Raw genomic sequence first — 15,532 nt, 5'->3', positions numbered from 1 at the left:
ACCCGCCGCAGGCGGGCAAGCGGTGCCCGTTATGTTATGTGCCGGCATCAGGAACTGGTGGATTGCGTCGATCATCCGCCGTTGGGTTTCTGGGTTGATTGTCGTTCATAGCCCGACGGATGACGCCGGGAATCCACCCTACAGTTATCGGGGAATGATCGGGCATTGGTGCCTGGGTTAATTCGTAGGGTGGATTAGCGAAGCAATCCACCAACCCGCCGAAGGCGGGCAAGCGGTGACCGTTATGTGACGTGCCGGCATCAGACATTGGTCGATTGCGTCGATCATCCGCCGTTGGGTTTCTGGGTTAATTGTCGCTCATTGCCCGGCGGATGACGCCGGGAATCCACCCTACGGTTATCGGGGAATGACCGGGCATTGGTGCCTGGGTTAATTCGTAGGGTGGATTCGCGAAGCAATCCACCAACCCGCCGAAGGCGGGCAAGCGGTGCCCGTTATGTGACGTGCCAGCATCAGGAACTGGTGGATTGCGTCGATCATCCGCCGTTGGGTCTATGGTTTGATTGTCGTTCATTGCCCGGCGGATGACGCCGGGAATCCACCCTACGGTTATCGGGGAATGATCGGGCGTTGGTGCCTGGGTTAATTTGTAGGGTGGATTCGCTCAGCCATCCACCCACCCGCCGAAGGCGGGTAAGCGGTGCCCGTTATGTTATGTGCCGGCATCAGGCATTGGTGGATTGCGTCGATCATCCGCCGTTGGGTCTATGGTTTGATTGTCGTTCATAGCCCGGCGGATGACGCCGGGAATCCACCCTACGGTTATCGGGGAATGATCGGGCAATGGTGCCTGGGTTATCGGTGGAGCATCTAGGAATGATCGGCCATTGGTGCCAGAGTGATCGAGAAAGCATTCGTAGGGTGGATTCGCTCCGCGATCCACCCACCCGCCGCAGGCGGGCAAGCGGTGCCCGTTATGTGACGTGCCGGCATCAGGCATTGGTGGATTGCGTCGATCATCCGCCGTTGGGTCTATGGGTTGATTGTCGTTCATAGCTCGGCGGATGACGCCGGGAATCCACCCTACGGTTATCGGGGAATGATCGGGCATTGGTGCCTGGGTTATCGGTGGAGCATCTAGGAATGATCGGGCATAGGGTCCTGGGTTAATTCGTAGGGTGGATTCGCTCCGCCATCCACCCACCCACCGCAAATTGGCTCAAAACGGTTCATCGATGGCTTTTTCAAGGGCCTGGCGGAGGGCTGGGCCGTGGTCCTTGGGGCCGAAACGGGCAATGACCTGGCCGTTGCGGCCGACCAGAAACTTGGTGAAATTCCATTTGATGCTGCGGGTGCCCATCACACCTGGCGCTTCTTTCTTGAGGTAGTCAAACAATGGGTGGGTATGGCGCCCGTTGACGTCGACTTTTTCCATCAATGGAAAAGATACGCCGTAGTTTTCTTCGCCAAAGGCGCAAAAATCCTCAGCACTTTCCGGTGACTGGTGACCGAACTGGTTGCACGGAAAACCCAGCACGGTGAACCCATGTTCACGATAACGCTGGTAAAGCGATTCCAGCTCCTTGAGCTGCGGGGTAAAGCCGCATTTGCTCGCCACATTGACAATCAGCAAGACCTGACCGCGCAGTACGCGCAGGTTGAAAGGCTCGCCGAGATGGGTATAACAATCCTGATCGTATAGCGACATAGCCACCTCGTTAGCGTTGACCGTATCCCGGGGCACGGGAAAATGCTCTACTGCTACCTTGCCATGCAGCACAACACGGCGCCACCTTTGATTCTCACCAAAGCGGGCCAGTCACTACACGCAGGGCCAACGCTATCAGCATGACGCCGGTGATCCGGTTGATCCAGTGGGCACGCTGCTGCAGCCAGGGCAGCACCCGTGAATGCGAGAGCACCAGCGCGACCAGCACATACCAGCCGCCATCAATGATCATTGCCGTCAGTACGATGATTGCTTTGGCGGTGACGCTCATCTCCGGCGTTACAAACTGGCTCAAAAGTGCCACGAAAAACAGGATCAGCTTGGGATTGCCAAGCGCAACCAGCACCCCTTCACGGGCGGCCTGAGCCGTGGTGGTGACGGCGGCACCGGCCTGGATGGCCCCCGCACGCCCGGCCTGAAGGGCCTTGATGCCCAGCCAGGCCAGATAAGCCGCCCCACCCCAGGTCACCAGCTGGAATGCCAGCGGAAAGCGCGCCATCAAGGCACCCAGCCCCAACACCGTCAAGAGTGCGTAAAAGCCCACACCCAAGGCGTGAAAGACACCGGCGGTAACACCCGGCAAACGCCCACCGCCCAGGGTGTGACGAAGCACTAACGCCAGGCTAGGCCCGGGTGACATGGCCCCCATGGCACAGATAGCGGCCAGCGACATCCATAGAGTAAATGGCATGGGGTATCTCCTTGAGTGATGGCAAACGGGTCGCACAGTCTAGCGCAAAGCACGCGTAATAACGCTGTTAGCCCAACCGCTTGTGACGTAAAATCGTGCTTTTTAGCGTGGCGCTCCAGCGATCTTTGATATGACCGGGCAGCGATAAATCAACCAACACAGGAGTGTACTATGGGTAGGGCGTTCCAGAACCGTAAAGAATCCATGGCCAAGACGGCCGATGCCAAAACCAAGGTGTACAGCAAATACGGGCGCGAGATTTACGTCTGCGCCAAGGCCGGCGGCACCGACCCCCAGGCCAACCTGAGCCTGCGCGGCCTGATCGAGCGCGCCAAAAAAGATCAGGTGCCTTCCCATGTGATTGATAAAGCACTTGATAAGGCCAGCGGCGCCGGCGGTGAAGACTTTTCACCAGCCCGCTATGAAGGCTTCGGGCCGGGCAATGTCATGGTGATTGTGGAATGCCTGACCGATAACCCCAACCGTACCTTCGGGGATGTACGCGGCTGCTTCACCAAGACCAAAAGCAAGATTGGCACCCCCGGCAGCGTCAGCCATATGTTTGATCACTGCGCCATTTTCACCTTTGCCGGTGAAGATGAAGAAGCGGTGCTGGAAACCCTGATGGAAGCCGATGTGGATGTTACCGACATCGAGCAGGAAGACGGCAAGATTACCGTCTACGCGCCGCATACGGATTACGCCAAGGCCAAGCAGGCGCTGCTGGATACCTTCGGTGAGATCGACTTCGAGATGGATGAAATCCAGTTCCTGCCGCAGACCACTACCCCGGTGGAAGGCGATGACGTGGCCATGTTCGAGAAGATGCTCGATATGCTCAACGATCTGGATGATGTCCAGAACGTTTATCACAGCGGCGAGTTTCCAGAGTAATCGTTCCCCCCATTAATGAACCAACGCATCCTCGGGCACAAAGATCCAGCCTTCTGCGTTGGGCATGCCTGCGGGTGGCCAGGCCAGGTTGTCGGGGGCGTGGTTGAGGCTCCAGGCGACCAGGGCGCACAGCCAGGCGTCCTGAAGATCCTGCTGGCGGGGTTTGGGGGCATGCTGCAACGCTTCTTCCCAGTCGCCCAGTTGACAGCGTGCTCGTAGCGCCTTGAATTGCCGGGAACGCTTGGCGGGTGAGGGATAGCCTTCTACCGCCGTGATAGCCCTGCACTGGCTTTGCCACTGGCCGCAGGTGATGATGTGCGGTGCAAAACGCGCCAGCAGGTGCATTCCCTTGGTGGCCTGGCTGCCGATCATGTCCTTGATCGGTGACAGCGGCGTGACCCCTCGGGCAAACAGCCAGCGCTCAGCCTCACGATAAAGATAGGGGTTATCCTGTGAACTTCCCAGCTCCGCCACCGCCTCACCCTGGCACAGCGCCAGCAGTGCCTGGGGAAACGCCAAGGGCGTATCAATCGCCATCACCAGCTGTTCATCGCCCCCTGCTGAATACTGACACAACGCCAGGAGCCGATTAATCAGCTCCCGCGGGGTGGTGGCGGCGTTCAAGGTTTCGCGCAGGTTGCCCCGCCAGGGCTGGCCGACCAACGCCAGCGATTGATCGACAATCACCAGCGCATCCCGGCTGGCCGGATTCTTGTCGCAGTTCCAGCCGCCTACATCCCAGCCCAGGTAAAGTGTCTGCACGGGCATGTTCAGAACGTCAGGCAAATCTTGCCAAAGTGCTTACCGGATTCCTGATGGCGGAAGGCATCGGCGATCTCGGTCAGGGGAAATTCACGGTCAATGATCGGTTTCAGGCCGTTGGCGTTAATCGCACGAATCATCTCGATCTGGTCCCGGCGACTGCCGACAATCAGGCCTTTCAGGGTGGCCTGCTTGGCCATCAGCTTGATGGTCGGCACCTCCCCCTGGCGGCCGGTGAGGATGCCGATCAGGGCGATGTGCCCGCCGATTTTCACCGCATCAATGGATTGCGGCAGTGTGCCCGGGCCGCCCACCTCAACGACGTGATCCACGCCTTCGCCGTTGGTCAGCTCCAGTACCGCCTTGCCCCATTCAGGCGTGGTCTTGTAGTTGATGACATGCTCAGCCCCCAGTTCTTTGAGGCGTTCAAGCTTTTCATCCGAGGATGAAGTGGCAATCACCCGGGCGCCCATCATCTGGGCAAACTGCAGGGCAAAAATCGAGACGCCACCGGTGCCCAGCACCAGCACCGTATCACCGGCCTTGATACCGCCATCCACCACCAGGGCGCGCCAGGCAGTCAGCCCTGCGGTGGTCAAAGTCGCGGATTCAGCGTGGCTGTAGCCGTCGGGCTGATGGGTGAAGGAGGTGACCGGTGCCACGACCTGCTCGCGGGCATAGCCTTCAACGCCGTCCCCCGGGGTAGTGCGAAAATCCGCCACCCGAGCAGGGCCTTCCAGCCAGCCGGGGAAAAACGTCGACACCACCGCATCGCCCACGGCAAAGTCACTGACGCCCTCGCCCACGGCCTCAACGATACCGGCACCATCCGACATGGGAATGCGGTTTTCCTCGGTGGGGATCATGCCCGCGGCGACGGCGTAATCGTGGAAGTTGAGCGAGCTGGCATGCAGGCGAACGCGAATTTCCCCGGGGCCTGGCTCAGCGGGGGCGGCGATATCGGCCAGGGTCAGGTGGTCCAGACCGCCGGGCTGCTTGAGATGAATCGCTTGCATGCTTGATCTCCTGTTTATAGATAATGATAAATCGTTTATGCGTCTGTAGTGTCAACCTGGGGGCTATCGTCGTGAACATCAAGGCCGATAAAGCCGCCGGACTGGCGCTGCCATAGCCGCGCATAGATACCGTTTCTGGCCAGCAGCTCTTGATGGGTGCCGCTTTCCACCATGCGCCCTTCATCCACCACAATCAATCGGTCGAGCATGGCAATGGTTGATAGGCGGTGGGCAATGGCAATCACCGTCTTGCCTTCCATCAGGGTTTCAAGCTGCTCCTGGATGGCGGCTTCGACTTCGGAATCCAGCGCGGAAGTCGCTTCATCCAGCACCAGAATCGGCGCGTTCTTGAGCAGCACCCGGGCAATGGCGATTCGCTGTCGTTGGCCGCCGGAAAGCTTGACGCCCCGCTCGCCTACGTGGGCATCCAGGCCGCGCCGCCCCTTGGGGTCAACCAGTTCATTGATAAAGCTGTCGGCGTGGGCGCGGCGCACCGCCTGCCAGATATCCTCATCCGTGGCCTCCGGGCTGCCATAGCGGATGTTGTCGCGCAGCGAACGGTGCAGCAGCGAAGTATCCTGAGTGACCATGCCGATCTGGTGGCGCAATGACGCCTGGGTGACCTCGGCAATATTCTGGCCATCAATCAGGATGCGCCCGCCCTGTAGATCGTAAAAACGCAGCAGCAGATTGGCCAGGGTCGATTTACCCGCGCCTGAGCGTCCTATCAGGCCGATTTTCTCACCGGGTGCGATGCTCAGGCTGAAACCGTCAAAGACGTTCTTGGTCTCGCCCTTGGCCTGGGCATATTCAAAGCGCAGGCTGTCGAAGACGATCCTGCCCTGGGGCACCGTCAGCGCCTGGGCATTGGGCGCTTCCTTGACCGTCGGCGCCTGAGCGATGGTATTCATGCCATCCTGCACGGTGCCGATGTTTTCAAACAGCCCGGCCACTTCCCACAGGATCCAGTCGGACATGAAGCGCACCCGCATCACCAGGGCAATGGCGATGGCCAGCACGCCCAGCGAGATCACCTCGAAATACCAGGTGGTGATCACCATGGCCGCCATGCCCACCAGCAGCAGCGTATTGAGCAGGGTCATTACCACGCTCAGCAGGGTGACCAGGCGCATCTGGCGATGCACCGTGCCCATGAATCCCTGCATGGCATCCTTGGCGTAGCCGAGTTCGCGCTGGGTATCGGCAAACAGCTTGATGGTCTGGATATTGCTGTAGCTGTCCACCACCCGGCCGGTCATCTGGGCGCGGGCATCCGCCTGGGCCATGGAGATATCGCGCAGGCGGGGGATGAAATAGCGCATGATCGCCAGATAGCCCACCAGCCACAGGCCCAGCGGCAGCACCAGCCACAGGTCTGCCTGGGCCAGCAGGTAGACCGCGCCGGTAAAATAGACGATGGCGTAGACCATCAGATCCATCACCTTGGTGACGGTTTCGCGAATCGCCAGGGCTGTCTGCATGACCTTCTGCGAGACGCGCCCGGCAAACTCATCCTGATAGAAGGCCAGGCTCTGGCCAAGCATATGGCGGTGGGAAAGCCAGCGGCCAATCATCGGGTAGTTGCCGAAAATGCTCTGGTGGGTGATCAGTGCCTGCCCCAGCACCAGCAGCGGCAGGCCAATCAGTACGGCCACCCCGGTGCCGACCAGCCAGCCTCCGTTGGCAGCCCAGAAATCCGCGCGTTCCACCTCGCCCAGCCAGTCGACCAGCTTGCCCATGGTGCTGAAAAACACCACCTCGGCGGCCGACACCAGCGCCGTCAACACGGACATGATCAGCAGAAGCGGCCAGACCGGGCGGGTAAAGTGCCAGATAAATGCAAACAACCCCTGAGGCGGGGTTGTCACGTCATGGTCCGGGTAAGGGTTGACCCGCGATTCGAAATAATCGAAGGCCTTGGTCATCAGGCGTTTGAGCATGCTAGTGCCTCGTGTGGATGCGTGTTGACAGGGCTCGCTTTAGCTCAATAGCTGGGGGCATCCGGGTCGTCGTCATCGCCGCGGATGCGCGCCTGGCGTTCGGCCTCTTCTTCCTTGGCGTCGTCAATCACTTCCATCAGTTCGTCAACGTCGGCAATATGGCTGTCGTGCTCGAAATAGCCGCTCAGCGTCGATTCGGGATGCAGCTCACCGGCTTCGTACAGGGCCCACATTTCCTTGGCGTAGTGGGTGTCGAGCAGTTCCGGGGCGAAGCGGCCAAAGTAGGCGCGCATATTGTTGACGTCGCGCGCCAGCATGGCTTCGGCGCTGTTGTTGCCGGCGGCATCCACGGCCTGGGGCAGATCGATAATCACCGGGCCATCGGCATCCACCAGCACGTTGAACTCGGACAGGTCGCCATGGATCAGCCCGGCGCATAGCATCTTGACCACGTCCTCAATCACCTTGGCGTGGTAGGCCAGGGCCTGTTCATGGGTCAGGGTGACGTCATCCAGGCGCGGGGCCACGTGGCCATCGGCTTCGGTAATCATCTCCATCAGCAGCACGCCATCCACAAACCCGTAGGGCTGGGGCACTCGCACATCGGCGGCCGCCAGGCGGTACAGAGCGTCCACTTCTGCCGTCAGCCAGGCCTGTTCCTGTTCTTTCTGGCCGTAACGGGTTTTCTTGGCCATCGCCCGTGCCCGGCGGCTGTTGCGCTCCTTGCGCCCTTCCTGGTACTGCACTGCCTGCTTGAAGCTGCGCTGCTTGGCCTCCTTGAAGACCTTGGCACAGCGCACCTCCTCACCGCAGCGCACCACGTAGACCTGAGCTTCCTTGCCGCTCATCAGCTGGGTCAACACTTCGTCAATGAGGCCATCATCCAAGAGAGGCTGTAATCGTTTCGGGGTTTTCATAACGTGCTGAGAGAGCTCCTGTATGACAGCGTGAGCATTAATGACGTATGCGCCGTACGCGGAAGGCGCGGCCCTTGATTCTGTCGCGTTCCAGCTTGTCCTGGGCCTGTTGAATGGCGTTGCTGGCCACGGCCACATAGGCGCTGCGCGCCAGCACCTTGATCTTGCCGACCTGATCACCGCTCAGCCCGCCCTCACCGGTCAGGGCGCCGAGAATATCGCCGGGGCGCAGCTTGTCTTTTTTACCCCCCGCCAGCTGTAGCGTCGCCATGGGCGGCTCAAACGGCACCGCGCTTTTGGGCCTGGGCAGAGGCTCGGTGGTAATCGGCTGTTCCAGCAGGCCTTCCAGGCGCTCCAGCCGATACTGCTCCTTGGGCGAGACCAGGGTACAGGCAATGCCGCTGGCACCTGCACGGCCGGTGCGCCCTACCCGGTGAACGTGGACATCCAGTTCGCGGGCAATCTGGTAATTGAAGACCGCATCCAGCTGGGCAATATCCAGGCCGCGGGCAGCCACGTCGGTAGCGACCAGAATCGAGGCGCTCTGATTGGCAAACAGCACCAGGCGGCGGTCGCGGTCTTTCTGCTCCAGATCGCCGTTCAGCGCCACGGCGCTGAAACCGGCTTGGGTCAACTGGTCGGCAACCGCCTGGGTTTCACGCTTGGTGTTGCAGAACACCACGCTGGTGGCCGGTCGATAGACCAGCAGCAGCTGTTTCAGCGCGGCAAAACGCGCCTCTTCGCTGGCTACTTCGAAAAAGTGTTGCTCAATGGTGGTGGCATCGTGAACCTCCGCCACCTTGACGCTCACCGGGTCATGCATCACGCCGCGGGTCATGGCCGCCAGCCCGCCAGAGGCCTGTTCATCCGGAAAGGTGGCACTGAACAGCAGCGTCTGGCGGTCCGGCGGTGTTTCGGCAATGATATCGTCGATGGTCACCTGAAAGCCCATATCGAGCATGCGGTCGGCTTCATCCAGCACCAGGGTGGCCAGCGAACCCAGGATCAGCGAGCCTCGGCGTAAATGCTCGTCAATCCGCCCCGGGGTGCCCACAACGATATGCGCGCCGTGCTCCAGAGACGCCAGCTGCGGCCCGAAGGCGGCGCCGCCGCAGAGTGTCAGTACTTTAACGTTGGGCAGGCCGCGGGCCAGGCGACGCAGCTCTTCAGCCACCTGATCGGCCAGCTCCCGGGTGGGGCACAGCACCAGCCCCTGCACGGCAAAGGCGTCCAGGCGCAATCCTTCCAGTAGCGCCAGCCCGAAGGCCGCCGTCTTGCCCGAGCCGGTCTTGGCCTGAGCCATGACATCGCGCCCGGCCAGCATGGGTGGCAGGCTTTCGGCCTGTACCGGGGTCATGGCATGGTAGCCGAGGGAATCCAGATTGGTTAATAGCGCCGGAGATAGCGCAAGCGAAGCAAAAGAAGCGTCAGACACGAATTTTCCTGAAGGAGTGGTTGGCTCAGCAAACCTTTAATATAGGGCACCATACCAGAAAGTACTGGCGTCTGCTGTGCTGGCGACCCTCTTCAGCGTGGATGTGTCACATTACCAGCGGCACAAAACGCGCGTCGGTCAGAGCGGCCAGGTCGCCCGGCGCCAGCTCGATTTCCAGCCCGCGGCGCCCGGCGCTGACGTGAATCGTTGCATGCTGACGGGCGCTTGCATCAATAAAGGTGGCAAGGCGCTTTTTTTGCCCAAGAGGGCTGACGCCCCCCAGCACATAGCCGGTAACGCGCTCCACTTCAGCGGGGTCGGCCATCACGGCTTTCTTGGCACCGGCGGCCCGGGCCATCTGTTTCAGGCTGAGCTGCTGGGTTACCGGTAGCACAGCCACCGCCAGCTGATTGCCATCCAGCTTGACTATCAAGGTCTTGAACACCTGCTCCGGCGGCAACGCGAGCTTTTCTGCGGCTTCCAGCCCGTAGGAGGCCGCACCCGGGTCATGCAGGTATTCATGCAGGGTACAGGCAATTCCAGCGGTTCTGGCTTGCTCCAGGGCAGGCGTCATGATGGCTGTTCTCCGGCAGGCAGGCGTCAATAATCTTCAGCTTAAACGCTGCGTCAGCCATTGGCCAATATCACTGACCTGTTGAGGACAAAGCGCATGCGCCATGGGGTACTGGCGATAGTTAACGCTATAACCCAGGCCCTTGAGACGATCTGCCCCACTGCGGCCCAGGCTTTCTGGCACAACCGGGTCGAAGTTGCCGTGATGCACGTCAATCGCGATATCCCGGTTGGCATCGGCCAACTCGATATTGTCGGCGGTGGCAAAGTAGGTCGACAGCGCCAGCAGGCCGCCGAGCGGCTCCGGGAAAGTCAGGGTGGCGTGGTAGGCCACCGCCCCGCCCTGGGAGAACCCGGCCATAATGATGCGGCGACTGTCGATGCCCTGCTCCATCTGCTGGTGAATAAGGCCCTGAATACGCTGTGCGGACGCCTTGAGCTGATTTTCATCCACTCGCCGATCCAGATCCATGGCGAGAATATCGTACCAGGCGGGCATCACCATACCACCGTTGATGGTCACCGGCAGACGCGGCGCATGGGGCATGACAAAGCGGACATTGGCATCCTTGGGCAGTGAAAGTGCTGGCACCAGGGGTTCAAAATCATGCCCATCGGCGCCCAGGCCATGCAGAATAAACACACAGGCGTCTGCGGGCTGCCCGTTTCTGGGTTCAATAATCAACTCACCCGGTTCACTCATTACTTACTCCTTATAAATCAAAGCTCACAGGTTAGCGTAAAGTCCCGCCAACAGCGAGCCATAAGCTGATGCTGATAAAAGAAAAATCCCAAACGGCAGACACAAAAAACCCCGCCAAGGCGGGGTTTTTCATCGCGCCAGCCTGAGCCGGCGGATCACGTCAGGAAGGGAGCTTAGCTCACAACCTTGACGTTGGAGGCCTGAAGGCCTTTCTTGCCCTGAGTCACGTCAAAAGAAACCTTTTGACCGTCCTGCAGGGATTTGAAGCCGTCAGCCTGAATTTCGGAGAAATGCACGAACAGGTCGTCGCCGTTGTCTTCCGGTGAAATGAAGCCGAAGCCTTTAGTGTCGTTGAACCACTTTACTGTACCAGTTGCCATGATCGAAATCCTCGATAAAGCGAATAAATTAAGCCGGGGTAATACCCGAATTGCAGTGGGTAGAACAAGAAACTTTCACCAGACTCAACGCTTAAGGCGCCTTAATACTGCTGACAACGTTCGACTTGCTAACCAACTGCCTTCATGGTGCGCTGAAATGCAACGCACGTCAAGAATAGCGTTAAGAAATGTCAGGCAGATGAAGCCTCCTCCATCATCCACGCAGCCGCCTTTTCAGCAATCATCAGGGTCGGCGAGTTGGTGTTGCCACTGGTAATGGTAGGCATGATGCTGGCGTCGACGACTCTCAGGCCGGCAATGCCTCTTACCCGCAGCTTTGAATCCACCACTGCCGCCGGGTCATCATCACGGCCCATTTTGGCGGTTCCTACCGGGTGAAAAATAGTGGTACCGATATCCCCGGCCAGCTTGGCCAGATCCTCGTCCGTCTGGTATTCCAGGCCTGGCTTGAATTCTTCCGGCTGATATCCGGCAAAAGCCTCTTGCTGGGCAATGCGCCGGGTGACGCGCAACGAATCCGCAGCCACTTTGCGGTCTTCCTCGGTGCTCAGGTAATTGGGCTCGATCGCCGGGTGATCCTGAGGGTCGCGGCTTTTGATCTGTACGCGGCCGCGGCTGGTCGGGTTGAGATTGCACACGCTGGCGGTAATCGCCGGAAAATCGTGCAGCGGCTGACCAAACGCCTCCAGGCTCAGCGGCTGGACGTGGTATTCGATATTGGCGTGTGGGTAGTCCTCCGAGCTGCGGGTGAAAATGCAGAGCTGGGAGGGCGCCATGCTCATCGGGCCCGAGCGTTTCAGCACGTATTCAAGGCCGATCATGGCCTTGCCCACCAGGGAGTTGGCCATGGTGTTGAGCGTTTTGGCGCCTTTCACTTTATACACTGAGCGTATCTGCAGGTGATCCTGCAGGTTTTCGCCCACACCGGGAAGGGCTGCCACCACGTCAATGCCGTGTTGCTGCAACAGCTCGGGCGCACCAATCCCGGAAAGCTGCAGTATCTGCGGTGAACCAATGGTACCAGCGCTCAGCACCACTTCCCGATGGGCGGTTGTCATGAGCGTTTTGCCTTCACGCAGCAGCTCTGCCCCTGTGCAACGCAGCTTGCCATTCTGCGCTTCAAACAGTAGGCGATTCACATGGGTGGAATGCCAGACCGTCAGATTGGTGCGCTGCTTGATAGGCCGTAAAAACGCCTTGGAGGTATTCCAGCGCCAGCCCTTGCGCTGGTTGACCTCAAAGTAATTGACGCCTTCGTTATCACCGCGATTGAAATCTTCGGTGCGCGGAATACCCGCCTGCACCGCCGCCTCGGCAAAATCATCCAGCACTTGCCAGCTCAGGCGCTGCTTCTCAATCCGCCACTCGCCGCCGTGACCGTGGAATCGGCGGTGCTCGTGATCACCATCGCCGTCATCGTCCAGCCGGTAATGGTTTTCGTGTTTCATGAAATCCGGCAGGCAGTTATCCCAGCGCCAGGCCTCATCACCGGTCAGTTCGGCCCAGTGGTCGTAATCCCGCGCCTGGCCGCGCAGATAGAGCATGCCATTAATGCTAGAACAGCCACCCAGGGTTTTACCGCGGGGGTAAATCAGTGAACGGCCGTTAAGCCCTTTGTCGGGCTCGGTACGGAACAGCCAATCCGTGCGCGGGTTGTTGATGCAGTACAGGTAGCCGACGGGAATATGAATCCAGTGATAGTTATCCGGCCCGCCGGCTTCAATCAGCAGCACCCTGTTGTCCGGGTTGGCACTCAGCCGATTGGCCAGCAGGCACCCGGCAGTGCCTGCGCCAATCACGATATAGTCGAAATTGTTGTTAGCAGAATGAGACATGAACAGGCTCCCGTTACCCAGGCCGCATCACTTGGCCGTGGGCATCACGAATTCAGCGCCGGCATCGATGGAATCTGACCAGCGCTGCATGATGGATTTCTGCTTGGTGTAGAAACGTACGCCCTCTTCCCCGTAGGCATGCATGTCGCCAAACAGGGAACGCTTCCAGCCGCCAAAACCGTGCCAGGCCATGGGTACCGGAATGGGCACGTTGATGCCGACCATGCCTACCTGAATGCGGCGGCCAAATTCGCGGGCAACGTTGCCGCTTTCGGTAAAGCAGCTGACGCCATTACCGAACTCGTGGTCGTTGATCAGCTGAATGGCTGTGGCGATGTCCGGCACGCGCACGCAGACGAGTACAGGGCCGAAGATCTCTTCTTTATAGATGGTCATCTCGGGGGTGACGTGGTCAAACAGGCTGCCGCCCATCCAGAAACCCTCGGCACAGCCATCGCCGGTATGCGCGCTATCGAAGTCGCGGCCGTCCACGACCAGCTCGGCACCTTCTTCCACGCCCTTGTTGATATAGCCGGTAATCCGCTCATGGGCCTGGGGTGTGACGATCGGGCCCATTTCCGCATCCAGCTGCATGCCATTTTTAACTTTCAGCGCCTTGGCGCGCTCGGCCAGTTGCGCCACGATGCCATCGGCAATATCACCGACCAGCACGGCCACGCTGATGGCCATACAGCGTTCGCCTGCCGAGCCATAGGCCGCACCCACGAGGGCATCCACAGCCTTGTCCAGATCGGCATCCGGCATGACGACCATATGGTTCTTGGCGCCGCCAAGTGCTTGCACGCGCTTGCCGTGCTTGGCACCGCGCTCGTAGATCAGGTTGGCAATCGGCGTGGAGCCGACAAACGACAGTGCCTTGACGTCAGGGTGATCAATCAGCGCTTCAACGCTGTCCTTGTCGCCCTGCACCACGTTGAAAACACCGTCGGGCAGGCCCGCCTGCTTGAGCAGATCGGCCATCAGCAGTGAGGCACTGGGATCCAGCGGGCTGGGCTTGAGAATAAAGGTATTACCCGTGGCAATCGCGACAGGGAACATCCACATCGGCACCATGGCAGGGAAGTTGAACGGCGTAATGCCTGCCACTACACCCAGCGGCTGACGCATGGTCCAGTTATCAATCCCGGTGCTGACCTGCTCGGTGTAGTCACCCTTGAGCAGTTGCGGAATACCGCAGGCAAACTCGACAATATCAATCCCCCGGGCTACTTCGCCCTGAGCATCGGTGAACACCTTGCCGTGTTCCTTTGTAATGGCTTCGGCCAGCTCATCCTTATGCGCATTAAGCAGTTCAAGAAAGCGGAACATCACTCGCGCCCGGCGAATCGGCGGGGTATCTGCCCAGGCGGGAAACGCGGCCTGAGCTGCGTTAACGGCGCTGCTCACGTCCTGGGGGCTGGCCAGAACCACCTGACCGCTCTCCTCGCCGGTGGCCGGATTGAACACCGGCTGGGTCTTGGCATGGTCGCCTGCGTTGCGCTGACCGTTGATATAATGGGTGATGGATGCTGTCATGGTGCCCTCTTATAAAATTTATTTAAGCCTTGTTTGATATCTGAACGCTGCGTGTCAGTTTATAGCCAGATTAGCGGACTTAATGTCACAATCAATTGAGTTATTCAAAAGCTAGATATAAGTATTTTTAATACCACTGCCTTGGAGAGCGTCATGCATGATCTCGGCAGCTTGCGCGCCTTTGTGGCCGTGGCGCGCACCGGCAGCGTTTCCCGTGCGGCTCTCCAGCTGCATCTGACCCAGCCAGCGGTCAGCCTCAAGCTTAAACAGTTGCAGGAACAGCTGGGGCTTGGCCTGTTCCAGCGCCGCCCACAGGGGCTGGCCCTTACCGCCGACGGCATGGCCCTGCTGCCTGCCGCAGAACAGGCCCTGGCCAGCGCCAGCGCCTTTCTGCAAACCGCAGAGGCCCTTCACAACACGGTGCGCGGGCAGCTGAAGATCGGCACCATTGTCGACCCGGAGTTCATTCGCCTGGGGGATTTCCTGCGCCGTTTGATGGCCCGCGCGCCGCAGCTTGAAACCGAGTTGCATCACGGCATGAGTGGCAGCGTTCTGGGGCATGTGGAAGCCGGCCGCCTGGACGTTGGTTTCTACCTGGCCCCACCCGGGGAAGGCACCGGGCACCAGCACCCGACCCTTGCTCACCGTGAGCTGACCCACTTTGACTATCACGTTGTTGCTCCGCCTGGCTGGGAAAGTCGCCTGATGGATACCCGCTGGGAACAGATGGCCCGCCTGCCCTGGATTGTCACCCCCACGGACTCGGTTCATCACCGCCTGCTTGGCAAGGCGATGGCTAGCCATCATGCCGTGCCCAACCGGGTTGCCCAGGTGGATCAGGAAGCCTGTATGCTGGACCTGGTGCGAGCGGGCGTCGGGCTCAGCCTGGCACGCGATGCCCTGGCCATGGCCGAGCGGCAGGAAAGTGGCCTATGCGTTGCCCGCCATGTGCGCCTGCCCTGTGCCCTCAGCTTTATCTGGAAGCGGGAGCGCCAGGCAGAGCCGGCTATTGAAACGGCGCTCAATACGCTTGAGGATGTCTGGACGCTGGGAAGTTACTAGCTTTTCTGGCGTTGGCGGGAACTGTCAGCCATGAAACGTTTCCATAAGCTGTATGCATCTTTCATCTCCTGGAGTCA

Annotated in this window: 14 protein-coding genes; 2 read left to right on the top strand and 12 right to left on the bottom strand. The window is 59.7% G+C overall.

The annotated features are described in order from the left end of the window. Positions 1-1,180 precede the first annotated feature (1,180 nt). Positions 1,181-1,669, bottom strand: a complete 489-nt coding sequence (locus tag LL947_RS03310; RefSeq protein ID WP_404417862.1) for a glutathione peroxidase — start codon at positions 1,667-1,669, stop codon at positions 1,181-1,183. Positions 1,670-1,763: 94 nt separating this feature from the next. Then, the gene (locus LL947_RS03305) at positions 1,764-2,381 is read right to left on the bottom strand and encodes a LysE family translocator (protein ID WP_290824185.1); all 618 of its coding nucleotides are present in this window, start codon (positions 2,379-2,381) and stop codon (positions 1,764-1,766) included. A gap of 171 nt (positions 2,382-2,552) precedes the next feature. Between LL947_RS03305 and LL947_RS03300 the strand changes: the two genes are divergently transcribed. Beyond that, the gene (locus tag LL947_RS03300) at positions 2,553-3,275 is read left to right on the top strand and encodes a YebC/PmpR family DNA-binding transcriptional regulator (protein WP_499833945.1); all 723 of its coding nucleotides are present in this window, start codon (positions 2,553-2,555) and stop codon (positions 3,273-3,275) included. A gap of 12 nt (positions 3,276-3,287) precedes the next feature. On the opposite strand, the gene LL947_RS03295 is transcribed toward LL947_RS03300, so the two are convergent. The 10 genes from LL947_RS03295 to LL947_RS03250 all read right to left on the bottom strand — a co-directional run bounded on the left by LL947_RS03295 (position 3,288) and on the right by LL947_RS03250 (position 14,393). Next, positions 3,288-4,043, bottom strand: a complete 756-nt coding sequence (locus tag LL947_RS03295; RefSeq protein WP_499833944.1) for a DUF429 domain-containing protein — start codon at positions 4,041-4,043, stop codon at positions 3,288-3,290. Positions 4,044-4,045: 2 nt separating this feature from the next. After that, a complete protein-coding gene (locus tag LL947_RS03290) occupies positions 4,046-5,053 on the bottom strand; it encodes a zinc-dependent alcohol dehydrogenase family protein (protein ID WP_499833943.1) in 1,008 nt (335 codons plus the stop codon). A gap of 35 nt (positions 5,054-5,088) precedes the next feature. Continuing rightward, positions 5,089-6,993, bottom strand: coding sequence for an ABC transporter ATP-binding protein (locus tag LL947_RS03285; protein ID WP_404416316.1), 1,905 nt, complete (start codon positions 6,991-6,993; stop codon positions 5,089-5,091). A 44-nt stretch (positions 6,994-7,037) separates the two neighbouring features. Beyond that, positions 7,038-7,910 (bottom strand): PA4780 family RIO1-like protein kinase, encoded by an 873-nt coding sequence (locus tag LL947_RS03280; protein ID WP_499833942.1) that lies wholly within the window; start codon positions 7,908-7,910, stop codon positions 7,038-7,040. A 37-nt stretch (positions 7,911-7,947) separates the two neighbouring features. Next, entirely contained in the window at positions 7,948-9,345 is a 1,398-nt protein-coding gene (gene dbpA, locus LL947_RS03275; protein WP_499833941.1) for an ATP-dependent RNA helicase DbpA, read from the bottom strand. A 106-nt stretch (positions 9,346-9,451) separates the two neighbouring features. Further along, on the bottom strand, positions 9,452-9,919 hold the full coding sequence (gene ybaK, locus LL947_RS03270; protein ID WP_499833940.1) for a Cys-tRNA(Pro) deacylase: 468 nt from the start codon (positions 9,917-9,919) through the stop codon (positions 9,452-9,454). A gap of 36 nt (positions 9,920-9,955) precedes the next feature. Continuing rightward, complete coding sequence (locus LL947_RS03265; protein ID WP_499833939.1) at positions 9,956-10,621, bottom strand: alpha/beta hydrolase; 666 nt, start codon at positions 10,619-10,621, stop codon at positions 9,956-9,958. A gap of 173 nt (positions 10,622-10,794) precedes the next feature. Beyond that, positions 10,795-11,001: a cold-shock protein gene (locus LL947_RS03260; protein ID WP_404416287.1), complete on the bottom strand. Its 207-nt coding sequence runs from the start codon at positions 10,999-11,001 to the stop codon at positions 10,795-10,797. A gap of 191 nt (positions 11,002-11,192) precedes the next feature. Next, positions 11,193-12,857, bottom strand: coding sequence for a GMC family oxidoreductase (locus tag LL947_RS03255; protein WP_499833938.1), 1,665 nt, complete (start codon positions 12,855-12,857; stop codon positions 11,193-11,195). 27 nt (positions 12,858-12,884) lie between these two features. After that, positions 12,885-14,393 (bottom strand): CoA-acylating methylmalonate-semialdehyde dehydrogenase, encoded by a 1,509-nt coding sequence (locus LL947_RS03250; protein ID WP_499833937.1) that lies wholly within the window; start codon positions 14,391-14,393, stop codon positions 12,885-12,887. A gap of 153 nt (positions 14,394-14,546) precedes the next feature. On the opposite strand from LL947_RS03250, the gene LL947_RS03245 reads away from it, so the two are divergent. After that, positions 14,547-15,455 (top strand): LysR family transcriptional regulator, encoded by a 909-nt coding sequence (locus tag LL947_RS03245; protein WP_290821522.1) that lies wholly within the window; start codon positions 14,547-14,549, stop codon positions 15,453-15,455. The last annotated feature ends 77 nt before the right edge of the window (positions 15,456-15,532 follow it).

The organism is Halomonas sp. BLK-85, from assembly GCF_044792155.1.
Lineage (GTDB): Bacteria > Pseudomonadota > Gammaproteobacteria > Pseudomonadales > Halomonadaceae > Vreelandella.
Note: the sequence above shows the minus strand (reverse complement) of the source record. Positions and strands in the feature narration are given on the sequence as shown.